Genomic DNA, 20,376 nt, shown 5'->3' on the forward strand with positions numbered 1-20,376 from the left:
AACGGAAATCAAACTGCGAACTCTTTGATTTTCAGATCAAGCTTTTCTGCATTGCCCTGCATGCTTTCTGAGGTTTCCGCCAGCTCAGTCACCACAGTCACAGACGCCTCCACCAGCTCTCGGACATTGGTCAGATTCTGATTCATCTCATCAGCCACTGAGGCTTGCTGCTCTGCGGCGGTGGCGATATGGAAGTTCATGTCGTTGATTTGGGAGATTTGCTCCACAATCAGGTTGAGCTCTTCGCCCGCTTTGCTGACTGACTCTACGCTTTCCACGGCTTCCACCACGCTTTGCTCCATCAGGCCAACCGCCTGCTGAGCTGAAGACTGAAGCTGGGTGATCATATCCTGAATTTCTAAAGTGGCTTTCTGAGTGTTTTGCGCCAGGTTACGCACTTCATCGGCTACCACGGCAAAGCCTCGGCCCATTTCACCAGCACGCGCTGCCTCAATCGCGGCATTAAGTGCCAGCAAGTTGGTCTGCTCTGAAATCCCCTGAATGGTCACTACAACAGAACTGATTTTCTCAACGCGCTCTTCCACCTGATTGACTACGCTCGCTGACTCGCGGATATCATCAGACAGCTTGTTGATAGTCGAAATCGTGTTGCTCACGTACTGCTGACCGTTCGCCACCTGTTCGCGGGATGCTTCTGTCGCCTGTGAAGCTGCACGCGCATGGCCCGCAACATCTTGTACTGTGGAAGTCATTTCGCTCATTGCTGACGCCAACTGGTCGATCTCACCGAATTGCTCTTTGGCAGATTCGCGGGTCTCGTCCATGCTGATGCTCATCACCTCAGCCATATCAGACAATTCTTCCGAAGAGTGACGCTGCGTTTTAATCACGCTCGACAGTTGAATACGGCTTTTTTCCAGTTCACGCGCCAGCTCACCGAACTCGTCTTTGCAGTCCATCACCACTGGCACACTCAGATTCTTCTGAGCCATATTACGCATACCGTCGATCAAGCAATTGATTTGGCGAAGCATCAGGTTAGAGCCGCCCAGCAGTATGACCATAAAGGCAACAATCATAAGCGCGGTTTGCCATGCCACCTGAATCAGATAAGCGTTGTAGTATTGTTCAGCCGCGGAATCTGGTTGGGAAGAAATGGACAGCCAATCCGTGTTTCCTACAGGCACGGCAATGCCATGACGCCCTTCGTTAGCAAGATGGTAGGTAAATTCACCCTGAGTATTTCGAATCACTTCTGTCAGCATTCGGCCATTTTCAAGTGGCAGGTTCAATCCATCAAAATTACGGATGCTTGGATGCGCCAGAACTTCACCGGTTTTACGGTTGGTGAAGTAGATGTATTGGTTAATTTCGCTGGTCGCGTTTTCTCGGCTCACCACACGCTGAAGCAGCGATGTGCCGTTCTCTTCTTTCAGAAGCTCTTTTGCCATTTCAGCACTTCGCAATGCCAGACTATGGCTTTGCGCTTCAGTGACCTCACTGACAGAGTCTCGAAACGTATTGGCGTCCCACAACTGTTTTGCCACCAATAGCAAGGTACTGAAAACCATTAAAAGAATGAGTTTGGGAACCAGTTTGATGTTGGCAACGGCCTTTTCCCAAGGCCTGAATATCATCTGTGACATTCTCGATGACTCCTTGATAGTTGCATCGCGTAAACTGCGATACAGTAGAGAGAAAGCAAGCGGAATAGGGTTAGGTATCTGTCGAGCGTTAACTTCGGTGGAGATGCTAAACCCTAAAAAACTAACGGCAGCACAGGTTGTTTATTGAGTGATGAGCGAGACCGAAACGAAAAACTTAGATCTGAATCCGATGGGATTGTTGAGTCTGTTGCTTTCCTTTGTCTCACTTTGTGTGGTCACTACCATTTTATTGCTGCCTAAAAGCGACCCTCTTTATACCTTATTGCTAGGCATCGATACGCTGATTTGTCTGATATTTTTGCTACAAATCGCCCTACATCTTCTTAAAAGTGATAACAAAGTCACTTATTTGAAAGCACATTGGATAGATATTCTCGCCAGCATCCCTGTGGTTGAAGCACTACGTTTCGCCCGCATTTTCCAAATATTCCGCGTAATCCGTCTTATTCAGCAAAGTCAGTCACTGCTCACTTACATGAGCGAAAACCGGAACGAAACCACCATGGCGACCATTCTGTTGCTGCTGACGGTTCTTGTTTCCACAGGCTCTGCAGCGGTTTTCGCACTCGAAAGCCCTTCAGACGAGGCCAACATCACTAGCCTGACTGATGCTATCTGGTGGGTGTTTGTCACTATTTCTACCGTAGGCTACGGCGATTACTACCCTGTGACACCGGCAGGACGCGCTGTCGCGGTAATAGTGATTATGTGTGGTGTTGGTATTTTTGGTGCTATCACTGGCCTTGTGACTTCCTATGTCACCAAGCCAGAGAAGAAAGCGCAGGAAAGAGAAGAACGCCGCCGCGAAGCGTTGGAACTTATTCTCACGCAGCAAACTGAAATATTGGAACGCCTTACAGCAATTGAAGCCAAGCTGGAGAACAAACCACCTTCGCAGCAAGCAAAAAAATAGCGCCATCAGGCGCTATTTTTAAACATTCAGAATTTAGATATCCCAATAGGGTTCAAGCTGTAGGCCAATCTGACGCGATTGCATCATGGCATGCAGCAAAGATTCTTCCTTGCGACCCAGCCATTTTTCGATCTGCGCGCGATCATCCTCATCCAAATCTTCATCATCAGCCAGCTTTCTCACAGGCTCAAGCAGTTGAAAGTCTTCAATGCCTTGCAGCAGATCAAGCCAAGGAAGACGGAAAGTTTCCCGCTCTTCAGTCTCAAATAAGGCAGCGACACAACACCCTGACATCAGGTTTCGGTTCAGGCGCGGCTGCTGATCCAGATAAGCAAAGCGATCCAGCTCATTGCCTTCCGCGAAGACACTCAAAAGCTCATCCCAGGATTGGGCCAGCGAGCGGTTAGCAAACTGGCGAATAGGCTCACCCAATTTTTCACGGGCTTTGTCATCCAGGAACGGTTGCCAACCACGAGTCAGGATCCAGCGGCTCAAATCAAGCAGCAGGTTGCAATAACGGCTTGAGTGCAATAGCTCCAACACTTCAGCACGCTCTGGCAATTCGTCATAGCGATCTGAAAGCTTTGCCATCAATGGCTTTTGCGCGTTCAGTTTACGCAGAAAGTGACCTTTATCGTCGAGCAAGCGCTCAATAGCCCGGCCCTCGTAAACCCAATCCAGTTCCCCTTCCAGCCATTGCAGCTCCTGACGAAGCAGTGCACTGGCGCGACGCGGGATCAAACCACCATAAAGCACCAGAGCCTGGCGGATCAGCGACACGGCGTTGCACATCTCAAAGATGGCTTCCTGCTCAGGACGCTCCACGTAGACCTGCTCATGGTAGTGCCAGTGATCAAGCGCGTGCTCGAGCGCTTTAACAAACGACTGCTCTACCGACATCAGGCCGCTAACATGAACCATGGTCAGCGGTTTCACCGGATCACCTTCATAGCCAGTCGCCAGACGGTAACCTCGGGCCGCTTTACTCAGATTGCCCAAACGCAAACCGCCGTTTTCTGCCAGCTCTCGCGCCAGCACAAACAGCGCATCTGTCTGACCAGACTTCAGCTCAAGCTCAACTTCGCAAATCGGGTCGTAGCCCCCGTTCTCAGTAGTGACTTCGCCGCTGTCGAAAGCTAGCTCCACCTGACTGCTGTCAGGCATCGCAAGCAGCCACTGCTGGCGCTCAAAATCTGTAGAGAACAAAGGATTCAGGTTGGCACTGAGTGCTTCGATGTCTAAACCTTCTGGCCAAGCATCAGCGGGAATCAGTGAAAGATCAGGAACTGGAGATTCCAGTTCTGCATTGTATTCCGGACGTTGGTGAAGTCCTGCAACAACGCGGCCTGCGGTTTTCAGTGTTTGCACGAACACATCGTCATAGCGCCTGACACGAAGCCCAATATCATGGCGTCGCAGCAGGTAATCCGGGGTGTCGTAGTAGATATTACCGAGGTCTCGCTGGCGTTGCTGCAATACCTTTAAATCAGTAATTTTGTCTCGAATTTGGCGTGAAAAATCGGTTGAGACAAAAAACTTTAGCTCTATCTCAGTTTCCATAAAGGTACCCATAACCAATAGCAGAACAAGGATATGGGTATTCGCTTATGCGAGCAAGAGACTTTCATTGATCTGAAACGGTATCAATACAAATGTGATTACGATAACATTCGCCGCCTAAATAACCATCGCGTCACCAGAAATCCATACCCCTGAAATATTCAGGTGATTTCCGGTGTAATATTTAGCCTGATCCTTTGGACAGGTCTTTTAGGTAGATACGGCTATGCCTGTAAATACAATTGTTGGGCTGTTCGCAAAGAGCCCTTTAAAACCTTTGCAACGCCATGTGAGCCGCGTAAACGACTGCTGCTCGCTGTTGGTCCCTTTCTTCGAAGCTTGTGAGAAAGGCGATTGGGAACGTGCAGAACAACTGCGCCACGAGATTTCCACGATTGAGAAAGAAGCAGATGCGCTCAAACGTGAAATCCGCCTTAAATTGCCTCGCGGTCTCTTCCTTCCGGTAGACCGTACTGACATGCTCGACCTGCTTATCCAACAGGACAAGCTTGCAAACCTCGCCAAAGACATTGCCGGCCGTGTGATTGGTCGACAACTCCAAGTCCCTTCCTTGCTCTACACCGACTTCGTCGCCTACGTGCAACGTTGTCTGGACGCTGCCGATCAGGCACGTCGCGTTATCAGTGAATTGGATGAACTGCTGGAAACTGGCTTTAAAGGACGTGAAGTCACTCTGGTTGAAGAAATGATCCACCAGTTGGATACCATTGAGGGCGATACTGACTCAATGCAAATCAAACTTCGCCAGCAATTGATGTCAATCGAGAGTGAATACAACCCGGTTGATGTGATGTTCCTTTACAAGATTCTTGAATGGGTCGGCGCTATCGCTGATCAGGCACAACGTGTTGGCTCGCGTCTTGAGCTGATGCTGTCGCGCTCGTAACGCGCCATTCATCTAAGAGATAACAAGGTAATACAATGGAAATCCTAGCGAATTACGGCACCATTATTATTTTGGTGGCCGCAGTCTTTGGTTTCATGATGGCTATCGGTATCGGTGCAAACGACGTTGCCAACGCCATGGGTACGTCAGTGGGTTCTAAAGCACTGACCGTTAAACAAGCCATCATCATTGCGATGATTTTTGAATTCGCCGGCGCTTATCTGGCCGGTGGTGAAGTGACAGACACCATCCGCAAAGGGGTGATTGAAACGTCGCTTTATGCCTCCCAACCTGAAGTGCTGGTTTACGGCATGATGTCTGCGCTGCTGGCAGCGGGTACATGGCTACTGGTTGCGTCCTACATGGGCTGGCCGGTTTCCACCACTCACTCCATCATTGGTGCAATTATCGGTTTCGCTTGTGTGTCTGTCGGCACTGAAGCAGTGGACTGGAGTTCGGTGCAAGGCATCGTAGGCAGCTGGCTTGTCACGCCGTTGATTTCCGGTGTGTTCGCTTACGCGATTTTTGTCAGTGCCCAACGCCTGATCTTTGATACCGATAAACCGTTGATCAACGCCAAGCGTTTCGTACCGGTCTACATGTTCCTGACGGCGATGATTATCGCTATGGTAACCATCAAGAAAGGTCTGAAGCATGTCGGTTTGCATCTTTCTACCGGTGAAGCAGTGATGGTATCCATTGCGGTTTCTTCTCTGATCATGATGTTCGGGTACGTCTACATCAACCGCAAGTACAAAGATGACACAGCAAGCACAAATGGCTACCAAGGCGTTGAACGCGTATTCAGCCTGTTGATGGTCGTGACAGCCTGTGCGATGGCATTCGCGCACGGTTCTAACGACGTAGCAAACGCGATCGGTCCACTGTCGGCTATCGTGTCTACCGTTGAACACATGGGCCAAATCACCGAGAAGAGCACCATTGCATGGTGGATTCTACCTCTGGGTGGTATCGGTATCGTGGTGGGTCTGGCAACTTTGGGTCACAAAGTGATGGCGACGGTAGGTTCAGGTATTACTGAGCTGACACCAAGCCGTGGTTTCGCGGCTCAGCTGGCAACCGCATCTACGGTTGTTCTGGCTTCCGGCACGGGCCTTCCAATCTCTACCACGCAAACGCTGGTCGGTGCGGTATTGGGTGTTGGTTTTGCCCGTGGTATCGGTGCACTGAATCTGGGTGTCGTGCGTAATATCGTGGCATCTTGGGTCGTCACCCTGCCAGCCGGTGCGCTGCTTGCAGTGATTTTCTTCTACGTTATGCAGGCTGCATTCGGCGTATAAGACAAACTAAGAAAGGCATTTCAGTCACGTTTTTGTGCAGTGATGTCAGTCTTCGGTCAAAAAAGGGAGGTTATGCCTCCCTTTTGTTGTACCTGAACCCCAAAATTTTTTAGTATTTGGATCTTATACCCAAACAACCTGAAGATGCAGGATTCAGCGAGTTTGACTGGCATTGTGATCGCGGCGTTCCTTTGTAGGTGTAGTCACCTCCATCAAAAAGGAACAACAAAGAGCACAGTGTCAGTCAACTCGCCCGAAGGGAGGCCTTCAATGCGCCCACTTCTTCGTTAAATTCCACGGAAGTAGAACGACTACTCCTCGTGAAATTTGTCTCGAATTGAACGCATTGATGACCTCTGAATGCGAGCATCTTCAGGTCGTTTGGGTATATCAGTCTTAACTATCACGACCAAAACAAAGGAATACTCCGTGAAGCAACTTTTCTCTGCCCTGGCTGTACTTATGATGCTGGCGGTCCCTGCTGCACATGCGAAGGACAACTACATCTCAGATGAGCTTTTCACTTACATGCATTCTGGCCCGGGCACCCAGTTCCGTATTCTCGGCAGTGTGGATGCGGGTACGAAAGTGACAGTTGTGGACAGTAACCGTAACGCTGGCTACACCCAAATTATTGATGATCGTGGTCGTAAAGGCTGGGTTGAAACCAAGTATGTTTCTAAACAACCTGGTCTGAAAGTTCGTGTACCTGCATTGGAAGAAGAACTGAAGCAGGTAAAAGAAGCACTGTCGAGTGCACAAGGCGATGCGGAAGCAAAAACCAAAGGCCTGATTGAGTCGCTGGATCAGCGCAACGCTCAGGTGAAAGAGCTGGAGCAACACACCAGCGAACTGAACCAGAAGCTGATCGATGCGCAAACCGAAATCCGCGAGCTGCGCGCACGTATCGACACTCAGAAAGATGACTTGCTGATGCGCTACTTTGCTTACGGTGGCATGGTTGCGGGTGGCGGTCTGCTGTTTGGTCTCATCCTGCCGCACCTGATCCCACGCCGCAAGAAGCGTAATAATGGTTGGGCGTAAGCGATAAGCAAACGACAATAAAAAAGCCGCGAAAGCGGCTTTTTTGTTTTTTGAATCAGCACTAAAGGCAATAGCGTTTGGCTTTACTGCTTTTCCCAGACCCCAAACCCTAGGACCTAGGAAAAAACTCTAGACGCGAACTCTTGCATTACCATGTTGTTAGCGCTGGAATGGCGATGAGCGCATCTTCAAACTGCACCACCACTTGCTGGGGTTCAATACCGCGAAGCAATACGCCATCTGCCACAAACTGACCTTCACGGGCTTCTTTGCCATTGACCTTCACCCAACGGTTACTCTCATTAGAGGTATAGATATGGGTTTGAAAATCCATCGCAGGCAAGCGGTTTAATTGCGCAGAATTCAGCTCAGCAATCGGCACGACATTGCTCTCTGGCTGAGCGCGGTCCAATTTCGCTTCCAGGGTACGCGACTTATCACTGCCCATGGCTGCTTCGACTTTCTGCGCCAGTTCAGGAGAGAGTTCAGATAAATCCAAATCTTCCAGTGTCAGCTCGTTATTCCCTTTCAGTTGTGTCTGATTCGGCGCGGTAAAGGTTGTGCTGCCGATTTCTACCACTTCAGGCTCTGACGGCTCAGACTGAGCAATATCTTCTTCCACAACCGGCTCAATGACAGGCTGCGGCAAAGGCTCAAGCGCAAGTTCAAAGACATCTGAATCTGGCATCACCACAATCTCACCATCTGAAAGCGCCAGCTTCTCGCCCGGAGTAGCATCAATGCTGCCCACCAGCGTTGGCCCAAGCATTTGCAGCACAGAGTCCAGAACCATAAAGGTCATAGCGCCAGGGATACCATCCGCATCCAAGCCTTTGCTGCGTTGGAACTCACGTACTTTCACGCGCTGCTCCTGACCAAAGGTATTAGATACCGGCGCATTCTCGCCCAGCACCAGATTCAAGCGCTGATCCAGCCACTGAACACGCTCACCGCGCTGACCAAAGCGGATAAAGTTAGGGTTGCCTAATGGCGGACGCCAAAGCACCAACGCTTCGCCGCTCCAGTATTGGTTTAGGAATTCTTCGCTCACCAGCAGACGTTTGTCAGCCGCCAGCAGTTCAAACTGACCGTCACCTCTGCCATACAGCACGGCAAACCAGTTTTGGCCACCTGTGCCGTTCATTTCAAGCACAGCTGGACGATCGATAGTCAACAATTGGGAAAGCGGTAAGTTTCCTTTAAAGCAGGCAAGCTCACCACGCACTTCTGATGAACAGCCCGCTGCCAACACATCGGCATCAAAGCCCCAAAGCTTATAAAGGGACTGCATCGATGAGCCTGCACTCAAACTCTCACGAGTCACTTCGCTAAGTGGCAAAGTGACAATGGTCTGGACCGGCTTGTTAGCCTCGGCTTTCACCACAGGTGTCGGCTCGGAAACGACAACAACAGGCGCTGGTTGCTCAACCACTTCAACAGCAGCCGGCTCAGTGACAACCACAGGAGCAGGAGATTCAGTCGCAACAACAATCGCTTCGTCCTCGCTGCCAACACCGAGCCCAACCCGAATAGCGATAGCAAGTAAGGCTGCACCACCAATCGCACCGGCATAAACAGGCCAATAACGTTTGTAGTCAGTCTGTGGCTTGCTCTGTACCACGCCCTGCCATTCCAGCACGTCCTGACAAGCACGCGCCGCAATGGCTTTGTTGACCTTCTGGCGCGATTCTTTAAACGCCATCTTCAGCGCTTTATCACACACCAGGTTCACCAGACGCGGCACACCTCCCGTCTCGTTGGCAATCAACTTAATGGCTGCCCCATCAAACAAAGGCTCCAAACCACCCGCGCAGCTGATACGGTGCGTGATGTATTGATGCACTTCATCCGGCGTGAGCGGCATCAAGTGATAACGCGCGGTAATGCGCTGAGCAAGCTGGCGAAGATTGGACTGACGCAGCATTTGCTGCAGCTCAGGCTGACCAATCAGAATCACTTTTAAAAGCTTGCGGTAAGAGGTTTCGATATTGGTCAGAAGACGAAGCTGCTCCAACACATCCGGCATCAGATGTTGGGCTTCATCCACCAGCAACACAGTTTGGATGCCTTTAGATTCGTTATTGAACAACTTATCGGATATGGCGTCGTAGAGGCGCTTAAAGCTGTCATCGTCTTTGTATTTCACGCCCAGCTCATCGCAAAGCGTTTGAAGCAGTTCGAGTACAGACACACTCGGATTCAGGATCGTTGCAACCTGCGTTTTCTCGGGCATGCGATCCAACAAGGCTTTCATGGTGGTGGTTTTACCCGTCCCCACTTCACCGGTTAAAAGCGCCAAACCGCCACCATCCTCAATGCCATTCAGGACATGACTCAGCGCTTCTTTGTGCCTTTCGCTCAAAAAGTAAAATTTAGGATTAGGCACGATCGCAAATGGCGACTCGGTTAACCGGAAAAAGTCTTGGTACATGAATATTTCTCTGTTCCCTCAATGGCTCGCAAGGTAGCGCGGCCTAAAGATGAAGTAAAGCCAGTCACAGCTTCAGACTGTGTAATCAGGGACAGGTTCGCAGCTTTTACACACATCCCTGTATTCTGCGCACGGTTCGCGCCTGCATAGACCCATGGTTTCGGTATATGATGATCACATTATTGCTTAGATTTCGGATAGTAATGTGAAAACCTACCTTGTCGGCGGTGCCGTTCGCGACGAACTCCTCGGTCTGGAAGTCAAAGATCGGGACTGGGTCGTGGTCGGCGCAGACATTGATTCCATGCTAAACGCTGGTTACCAGCAAGTGGGCTCGGACTTCCCCGTTTTCCTCCACCCTAAAACCCATGAAGAGCATGCACTGGCTCGCACAGAACGCAAATCAGGTAAAGGCTACACGGGTTTTGTTTGTGATTTCGCACCTGATGTCACGTTGGAAGAAGACTTGCAGCGACGCGACCTGACCATCAATGCCATTGCGAAAGCCGAAGATGGATCTCTCATTGACCCTTACGGTGGCCAGCAAGATCTCAACGATCGTCTGCTTCGCCATGTTTCCCCTGCTTTTGTAGAAGACCCGCTACGCGTGCTGCGCGTTGCACGCTTTGCGGCAAGATTTCATCATCTTGGTTTTCGCGTGGCTGATGAGACCCTTGCGATGATGCAGGAAATCGTCGAAAGCGGCGAGCTTGACGCCCTGACCGCCGAGCGCATCTGGAAAGAATGGGAAAAGTCACTCACTTCTCAGCATCCTGAAGTGTTCTTAAGCGTGTTGCGAGACTGCGGTGCATTAGCTGTCGTACTGCCGGAGATAGACGCCCTGTTCGGCGTACCTCAGCCCGAACAGTGGCATCCGGAAATCGACACGGGTATTCACACCCTAATGGTCGCCAGACAAGCAGCGCTTCTAACCCAAGATCCGGTAATACGTTTTGCTGCGCAAGTGCATGACTTGGGTAAAGGCCTGACACCAAAAGAAGAGTGGCCAAGCCACAAACTGCACACCAAGCTTGGTTTGAAACCGATTAAAGCGCTGTGCGAGCGCATCCGTGTACCGAACGCCTACCGCGACGCCGCCCTTCTGGTCTGCGCCGAGCACACCAATGTGCACAACGCAGGCGAGTTAAAAGCCGCCACTTTCGTCAAGATATTTGACCGCAATGACTGTTGGCGTAAGCCGGAGAAAACCCCTCAACTCGCCACGGCGAGCAAAGCTGATCACCAAGGCCGCACAGGATTTGAAGAGCGTGAATACCCGCAGTCAGAATGGCTGAGCGGCGCGTTTGATGCCGCAAGCGCTGTTGAAGTGAAACCGATTGTCGCTGCTGGTTTTAAAGGCCCGGCAATACGGGAAGAGCTGACAAGACAGCGGATCGAAGCGGTGAAAAAGTACCTGGAAGGGAATAGGGTCCTAGGGTCCTAGGGTCCTAGGGGCCTAGGGTCCTAGGGTCCTAGAAGGCAGTATTTCCAACTCCAGACGTAAAAAAGCGGCACTGTTAGCAGTTGCCGCTTTTTCTATTCCTAGGATCTACTCTTGCTCCTCCTAGGACCTAGGATCTGTATTTCCTAGGACCTAGGATCTGTATTTCCTAGGACCTAGGATCTGTATTTCCTAGGACCTGCTTTTCCCAGGCCCTCAAGCTCTTATCGCGTCGCCAAAAACGCCATCAGGCCGAGACCCAGCGCTACGCGGTAAATCACGAATGGCTTCATGCCCATCTTGGTCACAAGTTTCAGGAACCAGTGGATACACGCATACGCACTGATGAATGAAACCAACACACCAGTCAGGATAGGCGCCCACATGACAGGTACGTCACTTTTTACCAGACCAAGGCCGAGGTAAGAGCCTGCCAGTACGATGATTGGAATCGACATCAGGAAAGAAAAACGCGCCGCAGCTTCACGGGTGTAACCGAGGTAAAGCGCCATAGTCATGGTCGCGCCAGAGCGGGACGTGCCCGGGATCATTGCCAGCGCCTGCGCAATACCAATCCACAGCGCCATTTTCGGCGTGGTTTTGTATTCGTCAAACTCACACTTGGCTTTCACATCGACCCACCAAAGCAGCAGACCGAAGACAATACATGTCACCGCAATCACCCACGCCGAACGCAAGTAAACTTCGATGATGTCTTTCATGAACAGGCCGAAAATACAGGCAGGAATCGTTGCCAGTGCAATCATCCATGCCAGCGTTGCATCAGAAGAACGCTCACCTTTGAAGATGGAGCGGAAGAATGCGCCCAGCAATTGCGTCACTTCCTTTCGGAAGTAGCCCACAACAGCAAGCAAGGTACCCACGTGAACAGCAACATCAAAGGCTAAGCCCTGATCCTGCCAACCTAGAATTTCTGACGGAAGAATAAGATGCGCAGAGCTCGAGACGGGAAGAAACTCCGTCAGACCCTGAATTAAAGCCAGCGCAAAGGCTTCAAACATGCTCATAGTTTTAAGTCACTTATAGTTATTAAAGGGAAAAATCGGTCACCGGCCAAAGGGGTTGTTCTTCTGAGAAAGCGTCCCACGCTTCTTGATAAGTTTTGTCATCACCCGGAATGATTTGGTCAGGGCATAGCTCTGCCAACGGCCACAGGGTAAAGGCAAATTTGTACACATCGTTGCGCGGCAATGTCGGGCCTTCAGGCTGCGACAGCTCACCGTAAGTCAGCAAATCGATGTCCAGCGTGCGATCACGGAACTTGATAGCATCACGCTCACGCCCCCAGCGCGATTCAATCTCACGCAGCGCAGCCATAATGCCTTCGAGGCTCAGTTCAGTATGAAGCTCAACGACAAGGTTATAAAAATTAGGACCTTCAAAGCCGACGGGAACAGCTTCAAAAATGCGGGAGCAACGACATTGAGGGTCGAGTTCCCTGAGCGCTGCAATACCTTCAGAGATATGATGCTCGCGTTCAATGTTAGAGCCGACGCTCACGAGAACCTGAGTCACTTGGCGCCTCGCTCAATCACCACACCTACGGTGCGAGCCTGAGGGACAGCACCTGGTTTGCTCACTTTCACGCGAACCCAAGGCACAGAGAATTGGGATTGGATCAGCGCCGCAATTTCTTCAGCAACGCGTTCCACTAGGAGAAAACGGCCGCTTTCGACCAAATCGATAATCGCACCACTCACTGAGGCATAGTCCAGTGCGTAAGCCACATCATCGCTATCTGCCGCAGGCTTGTTGTCATGCGCCATTTCAATATCAAACACCAGCTTCTGTTTGATTTGTTGTTCCCAGTCGTAGACGCCGATAGTGGTCACGACTTCAAGCTGCTCAATAAATACTAAATCCATGTTCACTCAAAAATATCAGAGGTCGGATACCCATTATGCGCAAAAGCACGTAACATCTGCTCAACCAGCGCCACGGCAAAAATAGCCTGAGCGCTCATTATATCTACACAATATCCTTAAAAAATTGGATACTTTGTGTCTGGTGCGCGAACTATACCAAGTTCTCGCCGCCCTAGCGAATGTTCAAACTGGATGACTGAATGACTGCTTTTGGCCTATTGATGATCGTACTTGCATATTTACTGGGTTCCATATCCAGCGCAGTATTGATCTGTCGTCTCTATGGCCTGCCAGACCCACGAGAACAAGGCTCAGGTAATCCAGGTGCGACCAATGTATTCCGATTAGGTGGTCGGCTCGCTGCCGCACTCGTGCTACTGTGCGACATGCTCAAAGGCACTATTCCTGTCTGGGTAAGCTACCTGTTGGGCGTCAATCCTTTCATGCTTGGCTTGATTGGTATCGCGGCCTGCTTGGGCCATATCTACCCCATCTTCTTTCATTTTCGTGGCGGTAAAGGGGTCGCAACTGCACTCGGTGCCATTGCACCTATAGGCTTAGATCTCACCGGCATGATGTTAGGGACATGGATAGCTGCCGTTTTAGTCACGGGCTATTCTTCTGTCGGCGCACTTCTCGCGTCTTTGTTTGCCCCATTGTTTACGTGGATGGTCAAACCCCAATTCACCATGCCTGTCGCCATGCTCTCCTGTCTTATCATTTTCCGTCATCAGGAAAACATAAAACGCCTGCTTCGCAAGGAAGAGCAAAAGATCTGGAACAAAAAGAAGAAGCTGGCGGAAAGTGAAGAGCAGGAAGGAAGAGCAGGTCCTAGGTCCTAGGTCCTAGGGCCCTAGAAGAGATTGCTCCCAACGTAGAAAAATAAAAAAGCGGCACTGAAATTCAGTTGCCGCTTTTTTATATTCTGCTTTTCGCTTTTCCAGCGCTCTGCTTTGTGCTCTTCCTAGGATCTAGGACCTTTCTTTTCCTAGGATCTGCTCTTCACTCTTACCCTTCAATCGGCTTAAGCGTATCAATCGGCCAGCGTGGGAAAGCTTTCACACCCAAATCATTGTGCTCGCCGTTTTTCAGGCGCTGCATGCCAGCATAAGCAATCATGGCACCGTTGTCGGTACAAAACTCAGTGCGCGGGTAATAAACCTCACCACCGATATTGTTCGCCAACTCTTCCAGCTTGGCACGCAAATGACGGTTAGCACTCACGCCGCCCGCAATCACCACACGCTTCATGCCGCACTGCTTCAATGCGCGTTTACACTTGATCACCAAAGTATCAACGACGGCATCTTCAAACGCACGGGCGATATCAGCACGGGTTTGGTCGTCATTGTCGTTGGCGGCAATGGTATTGGCGGTGAAGGTTTTCAAGCCAGAGAAGCTCATGTCCAGACCCGGCACGTTGGTCATTGGACGTGGGAAAGTGAAGCGGCTGCTGTCGCCCTTTTCTGCCAGTTTAGAAAGCAGAGGGCCACCTGGGTAATCCAGGTTCATCAGCTTCGCAGTTTTGTCGAACGCTTCGCCGGCGGCATCATCAATCGATTCGCCAAGGATCTGGTATTCACCGATACCTTTTACTTCAACGATCATCGAGTGACCGCCAGAAACCAACAGCGCGATAAACGGGAACGGAGGAGGGTTATCTTCCAGCATCGGCGCCAGCAAGTGACCTTCCATATGATGAACCGCTACGGCAGGAATGTCCCACGCATAAGCCAGGCTTCGGCCAATCGTCGCGCCGACCAACAGCGCGCCCACCAGACCCGGGCCTGCCGTGTAAGCCACGCCATCCAAGTCTTTCGGCGTCAAGCCTGCTTCTTTCAGCGCAGCTTTAACCAGCGGAATCGTCTTCTTAACGTGATCGCGAGAAGCCAGTTCAGGCACCACACCGCCGTAATCAGCATGCAGTTTTACCTGGCTGTATAACTGGTGCGCTAACAGACCTTTTTCATCATCATAAATAGCCACGCCGGTCTCATCGCACGACGTCTCGATGCCCAGAATTCGCATAACACCTCAGCTCACTTGGATCACAGATCGATCCGCTTTCGATCTGCTGGTTTCTAAATCAGGCGGCAATCTTACATGGGCGGCATCAAATTCACCAGTTATGCTTTACAAGCACCCTAGTATCGGATTAGAATTCCGCACCATTTTTAATCAAAGCTGGTCAATCTGTCTCCAGCGATAACTGACTAACCCCTGAGGTGAAAGGCACATGCCAGTAGTTAAAGTACGTGAAAACGAACCATTCGACGTAGCACTGCGTCGCTTCAAGCGCTCTTGTGAAAAAGCAGGTATCCTTTCTGAAGTTCGCCGTCGTGAGCACTTCGAAAAGCCGACTACCGTTCGCAAACGCGCTAAAGCAGCTGCAGTTAAACGCCACCTGAAGAAGCTGGCTCGCGAAAACGCACGTCGCGTTCGCCTGTACTAATTACGATTAATACAGGATTGCGAGATGGAATTGATTGAACGTCTGAAAGACGAACAAAAAACGGCGATGAAAGCCAAAGACAAACCTCGTCTTGGCACAATCCGTTTGATCATGGCTGCAATTAAACAGCAAGAAGTCGACGGTCAGAAAACTCTGAACGAAGACGAAGTGCTGGCAGTGATGACCAAAATGGTTAAGCAGCGTCGTGATTCCGTTTCGCAATATCAGTCAGCAGGCCGTGATGACCTGGCTGATGTGGAACTGGCAGAAATTTCCGTTCTGGAAGAGTTCATGCCAAAGCCACTCAGCGACGAAGAAGTTGATGCTCTGGTGAAAGAAGCCATCGCAACTTCTGGAGCAGGCTCCATGCAAGACATGGGTAAAGTCATGGCCGTTCTGAAACCTTTGGTTCAGGGCCGAGCTGACATGGGTAAAATCAGCCAATTGGTTAAAGCTAATCTGGCCTAACTTTTATCCGACCTGCAAACAAGCCGTGCTATCCATTTTTGGAGTGCGCGGCTTGTTCGTATTCGCTCAGTAGCAAATACTGAGAGTACCCTCTTCTCTTATTCACCGAACGCATAAAGGTTTATGGCAGGAAAGATCCCACGCTCATTCATTGATGATCTGCTAGCACGACTCGATATTGTCGAGCTAATAGACGCGCGGGTGAAACTTAAAAAGCAAGGCAAAAACTACGGTGCCTGCTGTCCTTTCCATAACGAAAAAACCCCGTCTTTCTCCGTCAGCCAAGAGAAACAGTTCTATCATTGTTTTGGCTGTGGTGCTCACGGCAACGCCATCGACTTCGTCATGGAGTTCGATCGCCTTGAATTTGTCGAAGCCATCGAAGAATTAGCGTCTTCGCTAGGTCTCGATGTCCCAAGAGAACAATCCGGCGGTGGTGCCCCAAAAGGGCCTTATGCACGCAGCGATCAAAAACGCGACCTTTACCAGATGATGGGGCAAATCGCCCAGTTTTATCAGGGTGGGCTGCGTAATGAAGCGGGTAAGATAGCGATTGATTACCTAAAAGGTCGTGGCCTTTCCGGTGAAATCGTACAGAAGTTTGGGATTGGCTACGTCGCTGACGAATGGGATCAGGTGCGCTCACGCTTTGGTCGTGACAACACCAGCCAGCAGGCACTGGTATCAACCGGCATGCTGATTGAAAACGACAACGGACGCCGTTACGACCGCTTCCGTGGCCGTGTAATGTTCCCTATTCGTGACCGTCGTGGACGTGTTATCGGTTTTGGTGGCCGCGTCATTGGCGATGGCACACCGAAATACCTCAACTCACCGGAAACACCGATATTCCACAAAGGGCGTGAGTTGTATGGCCTGTACGAAGTGCTACAGGCACACCGCGAGCCCAAGCAATTACTCGTTGTTGAAGGTTACATGGACGTGGTCGCCCTAGGACAATTTGGCATTGATTATGCCGTTGCCTCACTGGGTACAGCGACCACCGCAGAACATATGCAAACCATGTTCCGCCAGACCTCCAACGTGATTTGCTGCTACGACGGTGACCGCGCAGGACGTGACGCTGCATGGCGTGCAATGGAGCAGGCACTCCCCCATTTGGTAGATGGTCGCCAGCTCAAATTCATGTTCCTGCCAGACGGTGAAGACCCAGATTCCATGGTTCGACAGGAAGGCAAAGAAGGCTTTGAACTGCGCCTTGCAGGTGCCATGTCACTGTCAGAATTTCTGTTTAACACCTTGATGGAACAAGTCGACACCAGCAGTCAGGAAGGTAAAGCCAAGCTCACCACTTTGGCCGTGCCACTGATAGACAAAGTGCCGGGCGGCACACTTCGTCTCTACCTACGTAACATTTTGGGCCAGAAGCTAGGTCTACCTGATGAGCAACAACTCGAAAAGCTCATCAGCCGACAAGGTCAGACGCAAAAACGTCAACCTTTGCCGGAAATGAAACGTACCCCAATGAGAGAAGTGATAACCCTGTTATTGCAGAATCCAGGGTTTGTAGAAAACGTACCGCCACTTGATGGTGTGGAAGAGCTCGGGATCCCCGGCTTAAATTTATTCACCACCATGCTTGAACTTTGCCGGTCCCGTCCCAATATTACGACAGGACAGCTGCTGGAACATTGGCGCGGCACGGAACAAGAAGCATTGTTAGCCAAATTGGCAAGTTGGGAACTACCTATCAACGAAAACAATGTATTAGATGTATTTTTAGACTCACTGGACAAGATTCTGGACCAGTGTGTCAAACAACAAATAGCCAAGTTGCAAGCTAAATCGAATACCGTCGGCTTATCAGTCGAAGAGAAGCGGGAGTTGCAGTTGTTAATCCTCAACCGGCCCGACTAGAAACTAGCCAGCATACTTGTATTTTGCTAAAATTGGCAGTTTGCGTTTCCGCATACTAAATTCTTCACTCAGACCCGAAGTTGGATATCGTCTATGGATCAAAATCCGCAGTCACAGCTAAAGTTGCTTGTCGCAAAAGGTAAGGAACAAGGCTATCTAACCTATGCAGAAGTAAATGACCACCTACCGGAAGACATTGTCGATTCTGATCAGATAGAAGACATCATTCAGATGATCAACGACATGGGTATTCAGGTGGTGGAAACAGCGCCAGATGCCGATGAGCTGATGATGTCTGAAACTGTCGCGGACGAAGATGCCGTCGAAGCAGCAGCAGCAGCACTTTCTAGCGTTGAATCTGAAATAGGTCGTACAACTGACCCAGTACGCATGTACATGCGTGAAATGGGTACAGTAGAACTGCTTACCCGCGAAGGCGAAATCGACATCGCCAAACGCATCGAAGATGGTATTAACCAAGTACAGGTATCGGTTGCCGAATACCCTGGCTCCATCTCATCACTGCTCGATCAGTTTGACAAAGTAGAAGCAGAAGAGCTTCGCCTGACAGACATCATTTCTGGCTTCGTAGACCCGAACCAGGAAGACATCGCACCTACCGCCACCCACATCGGTTCAGAGCTCACAGAAGAGCAACTGGAAGACGAAGATGATGGCGACGACGATGATGACGATGACGAAGAAGAAGACACTGGCATCGACCCAGAGCTAGCGCGCGAAAAGTTTAACGACTTGCGCCTCGCTTACGAAGGCATGCAGCTGTCCATCCAGAAAAACGGCCGCTTCCACGAAGACACTGCAGGCGCCATCGCCGAACTGTCAGAAGTGTTCAAGCAATTCCGTCTGATACCAAAACAATTCGACCGCCTGGTTAATGAAATGCGCGAGACAATGGATCGCGTACGCACACAAGAACGCATTGTGATGCGCCTGTGTGTAGACCAAGCGAAAATGCCGAAGAAAACCTTTGTACAACTGTTCAGCGGCAACGAATCGTCAGACAGCTGGCTGGATGAAGCACTGGCTTCAGACAAACCATACGTCGATCGCCTGAAGCAGTACGAAGAAGATCTTCGCCGCTGCGTACAGAAACTGAAAATCGTTGAAGACGAAACCGGCCTTTCTGTAGAGCGTGTAAAAGATATCAGCCGTCGCATGTCAATCGGTGAAGCGAAAGCACGCCGTGCGAAGAAAGAGATGGTTGAAGCGAACTTGCGTCTGGTTATTTCTATCGCGAAGAAATACACCAACCGCGGCCTGCAATTCCTGGATTTGATTCAGGAAGGTAACATCGGCCTGATGAAAGCGGTAGACAAGTTCGAATACCGTCGTGGTTACAAGTTCTCGACTTACGCAACATGGTGGATCCGTCAGGCAATCACCCGTTCAATCGCAGACCAGGCGCGTACGATCCGTATCCCTGTTCACATGATTGAAACCATCAACAAACTGAACCGTATCTCACGTCAGATGCTTCAGGAGATGGGTCGTGAGCCACTGCCAGAAGAACTGGCAGAGCGCATGCAAATGCCAGAAGACAAGATCCGCAAAGTGCTGAAGATCGCCAAAGAGCCAATCTCCATGGAAACCCCAATCGGTGACGATGAAGATTCACATCTGGGCGACTTTATCGAGGATACCACCCTCGAGCTGCCAATGGATTCCGCGACCATGAACAACCTCAAGATGGCTACCAGCGAAGTATTGGCTGGCCTGACACCTCGTGAGGCAAAAGTTCTGCGTATGCGTTTCGGTATCGACATGAATACCGACCACACGCTGGAAGAAGTGGGCAAACAGTTTGACGTAACGCGTGAGCGTATCCGTCAGATTGAAGCGAAAGCACTGCGTAAACTGCGTCACCCAAGCCGCTCAGAAGTTCTGCGCAGCTTCCTGGACGAATAATCCAAGACGCATTTAAAGCAATATTGGAAAGGCGAGCACTGCTCGCCTTTTTCATTTCTGCGATTTGAACTAAGTGGCTAAAAAGCATACTGAATAGGGTGTGGTTGCGTCTAGACACCCCCGCTCCCACCCCTTATAATCAACCCCCTAAACGGCCCCTTAGCTCAGTGGTTAGAGCAGTCGACTCATAATCGATTGGTCCGCAGTTCAAATCTGCGAGGGGCCACCAAATTTAAAGGCCTGAGAGGTTAGTAACCACTCAGGCCTTTTGCTTTTCTGCTTCTGTGTAGCATATATGTAGCAGATTTTTGCTACATAAGACGCCCGTTATAGCCGTTCTCAAGAAATATCCTCTCCGTTTCATCGCTTTCTAAAATCCACATCGAATAGACCGCTCGTTCATCTACCGAGCATCCGCAAGCTGTGATTAATTAGCCGTATTGCCAAAACGATGGGCTGACGAGATGCCAAAGCGAGACGAACACATTCTTACGCTACTAACACATGCTCCGTGGTGGGTCAGTGTTATGTTCTCAGGCGT

At 50.5% G+C, this 20,376-nt stretch carries 16 protein-coding genes, 1 tRNA gene and 1 pseudogene; 11 read left to right on the forward strand and 7 right to left on the reverse strand.

All coding sequences use genetic code 11. From position 1 onward, the window contains the following. Nucleotides 1-8: 8 nt before the first annotated feature. On the reverse strand, nt 9-1,607 hold the full coding sequence (locus GCE9029_RS20325; protein ID WP_062666394.1) for a methyl-accepting chemotaxis protein: 1,599 nt from the start codon (nt 1,605-1,607) through the stop codon (nt 9-11). A gap of 151 nt (nt 1,608-1,758) precedes the next feature. On the opposite strand from GCE9029_RS20325, the gene GCE9029_RS20330 reads away from it, so the two are divergent. Further along, nucleotides 1,759-2,541, forward strand: a complete 783-nt coding sequence (locus tag GCE9029_RS20330; protein WP_062666396.1) for a potassium channel family protein — start codon at nt 1,759-1,761, stop codon at nt 2,539-2,541. A gap of 33 nt (nt 2,542-2,574) precedes the next feature. Here the strand turns inward: GCE9029_RS20330 and GCE9029_RS20335 are convergent, their stop codons facing one another. Next, nucleotides 2,575-4,101 carry a CYTH and CHAD domain-containing protein gene (locus GCE9029_RS20335; RefSeq protein WP_062666398.1) on the reverse strand — a complete coding sequence of 509 codons (1,527 nt, stop codon included), beginning with the start codon at nt 4,099-4,101 and terminating at the stop codon, nt 2,575-2,577. A 226-nt stretch (nt 4,102-4,327) separates the two neighbouring features. Between GCE9029_RS20335 and GCE9029_RS20340 the strand changes: the two genes are divergently transcribed. From GCE9029_RS20340 to GCE9029_RS20350, 3 genes are all read left to right on the forward strand, one after another. Next, entirely contained in the window at nt 4,328-5,008 is a 681-nt protein-coding gene (locus tag GCE9029_RS20340) for a TIGR00153 family protein (RefSeq protein WP_062666400.1), read from the forward strand. A gap of 35 nt (nt 5,009-5,043) precedes the next feature. Continuing rightward, entirely contained in the window at nt 5,044-6,309 is a 1,266-nt protein-coding gene (locus tag GCE9029_RS20345) for an inorganic phosphate transporter (protein WP_062666402.1), read from the forward strand. A gap of 429 nt (nt 6,310-6,738) precedes the next feature. Further along, on the forward strand, nt 6,739-7,353 hold the full coding sequence (locus GCE9029_RS20350) for a TIGR04211 family SH3 domain-containing protein (RefSeq protein ID WP_062666404.1): 615 nt from the start codon (nt 6,739-6,741) through the stop codon (nt 7,351-7,353). Nucleotides 7,354-7,501: 148 nt separating this feature from the next. Here the strand turns inward: GCE9029_RS20350 and GCE9029_RS20355 are convergent, their stop codons facing one another. Next, nucleotides 7,502-9,784, reverse strand: a complete 2,283-nt coding sequence (locus GCE9029_RS20355) for an AAA family ATPase (RefSeq protein WP_062666406.1) — start codon at nt 9,782-9,784, stop codon at nt 7,502-7,504. 205 nt (nt 9,785-9,989) lie between these two features. Here GCE9029_RS20355 and GCE9029_RS20360 point away from each other — a divergent pair, with 205 nt between their 5' ends. Then, complete coding sequence (locus GCE9029_RS20360) at nt 9,990-11,228, forward strand: multifunctional CCA addition/repair protein (RefSeq protein ID WP_062666407.1); 1,239 nt, start codon at nt 9,990-9,992, stop codon at nt 11,226-11,228. 221 nt (nt 11,229-11,449) lie between these two features. Here GCE9029_RS20360 and GCE9029_RS20365 read toward each other — a convergent pair whose 3' ends face one another. From GCE9029_RS20365 to folB, 3 genes are read right to left on the reverse strand one after another with little or no spacing between them, the layout of a single operon-like run. Continuing rightward, nucleotides 11,450-12,253, reverse strand: coding sequence for an undecaprenyl-diphosphate phosphatase (locus tag GCE9029_RS20365; protein ID WP_062666409.1), 804 nt, complete (start codon nt 12,251-12,253; stop codon nt 11,450-11,452). A gap of 22 nt (nt 12,254-12,275) precedes the next feature. Continuing rightward, entirely contained in the window at nt 12,276-12,761 is a 486-nt protein-coding gene (gene folK, locus GCE9029_RS20370; RefSeq protein WP_062666412.1) for a 2-amino-4-hydroxy-6-hydroxymethyldihydropteridine diphosphokinase, read from the reverse strand. After that, complete coding sequence (gene folB, locus GCE9029_RS20375) at nt 12,758-13,117, reverse strand: bifunctional dihydroneopterin aldolase/7,8-dihydroneopterin epimerase (RefSeq protein ID WP_157487847.1); 360 nt, start codon at nt 13,115-13,117, stop codon at nt 12,758-12,760. Before folB ends, folK begins: the two co-directional genes overlap by 4 nt. Before the next feature lie 194 nt (nt 13,118-13,311). Between folB and plsY the strand changes: the two genes are divergently transcribed. Next, a complete protein-coding gene (plsY, locus tag GCE9029_RS20380; protein ID WP_062666417.1) occupies nt 13,312-13,953 on the forward strand; it encodes a glycerol-3-phosphate 1-O-acyltransferase PlsY in 642 nt (213 codons plus the stop codon). A 166-nt stretch (nt 13,954-14,119) separates the two neighbouring features. Here plsY and tsaD read toward each other — a convergent pair whose 3' ends face one another. Next, entirely contained in the window at nt 14,120-15,139 is a 1,020-nt protein-coding gene (tsaD, locus tag GCE9029_RS20385) for a tRNA (adenosine(37)-N6)-threonylcarbamoyltransferase complex transferase subunit TsaD (RefSeq protein ID WP_002537654.1), read from the reverse strand. Between the two features lie 208 nt (nt 15,140-15,347). On the opposite strand from tsaD, the gene rpsU reads away from it, so the two are divergent. The 5 genes and pseudogenes from rpsU (at nt 15,348) to GCE9029_RS20410 (ending at nt 20,064) form a co-directional block, all read left to right on the forward strand. Further along, entirely contained in the window at nt 15,348-15,563 is a 216-nt protein-coding gene (gene rpsU, locus GCE9029_RS20390) for a 30S ribosomal protein S21 (protein WP_002537656.1), read from the forward strand. Nucleotides 15,564-15,587: 24 nt separating this feature from the next. Then, the gene (locus tag GCE9029_RS20395) at nt 15,588-16,031 is read left to right on the forward strand and encodes a GatB/YqeY domain-containing protein (protein WP_002537657.1); all 444 of its coding nucleotides are present in this window, start codon (nt 15,588-15,590) and stop codon (nt 16,029-16,031) included. A gap of 123 nt (nt 16,032-16,154) precedes the next feature. Continuing rightward, on the forward strand, nt 16,155-17,909 hold the full coding sequence (gene dnaG, locus GCE9029_RS20400; RefSeq protein WP_062666419.1) for a DNA primase: 1,755 nt from the start codon (nt 16,155-16,157) through the stop codon (nt 17,907-17,909). 81 nt (nt 17,910-17,990) lie between these two features. Further along, nucleotides 17,991-19,835, forward strand: a pseudogene (gene rpoD / locus GCE9029_RS20405) (RNA polymerase sigma factor RpoD); the annotation flags it as partial. A 153-nt stretch (nt 19,836-19,988) separates the two neighbouring features. Continuing rightward, a tRNA-Ile gene (locus tag GCE9029_RS20410) sits at nt 19,989-20,064 on the forward strand. The last annotated feature ends 312 nt before the right edge of the window (nt 20,065-20,376 follow it).

Source organism: Grimontia celer (assembly GCF_900055185.1).
Lineage (GTDB): Bacteria > Pseudomonadota > Gammaproteobacteria > Enterobacterales > Vibrionaceae > Enterovibrio > Enterovibrio celer.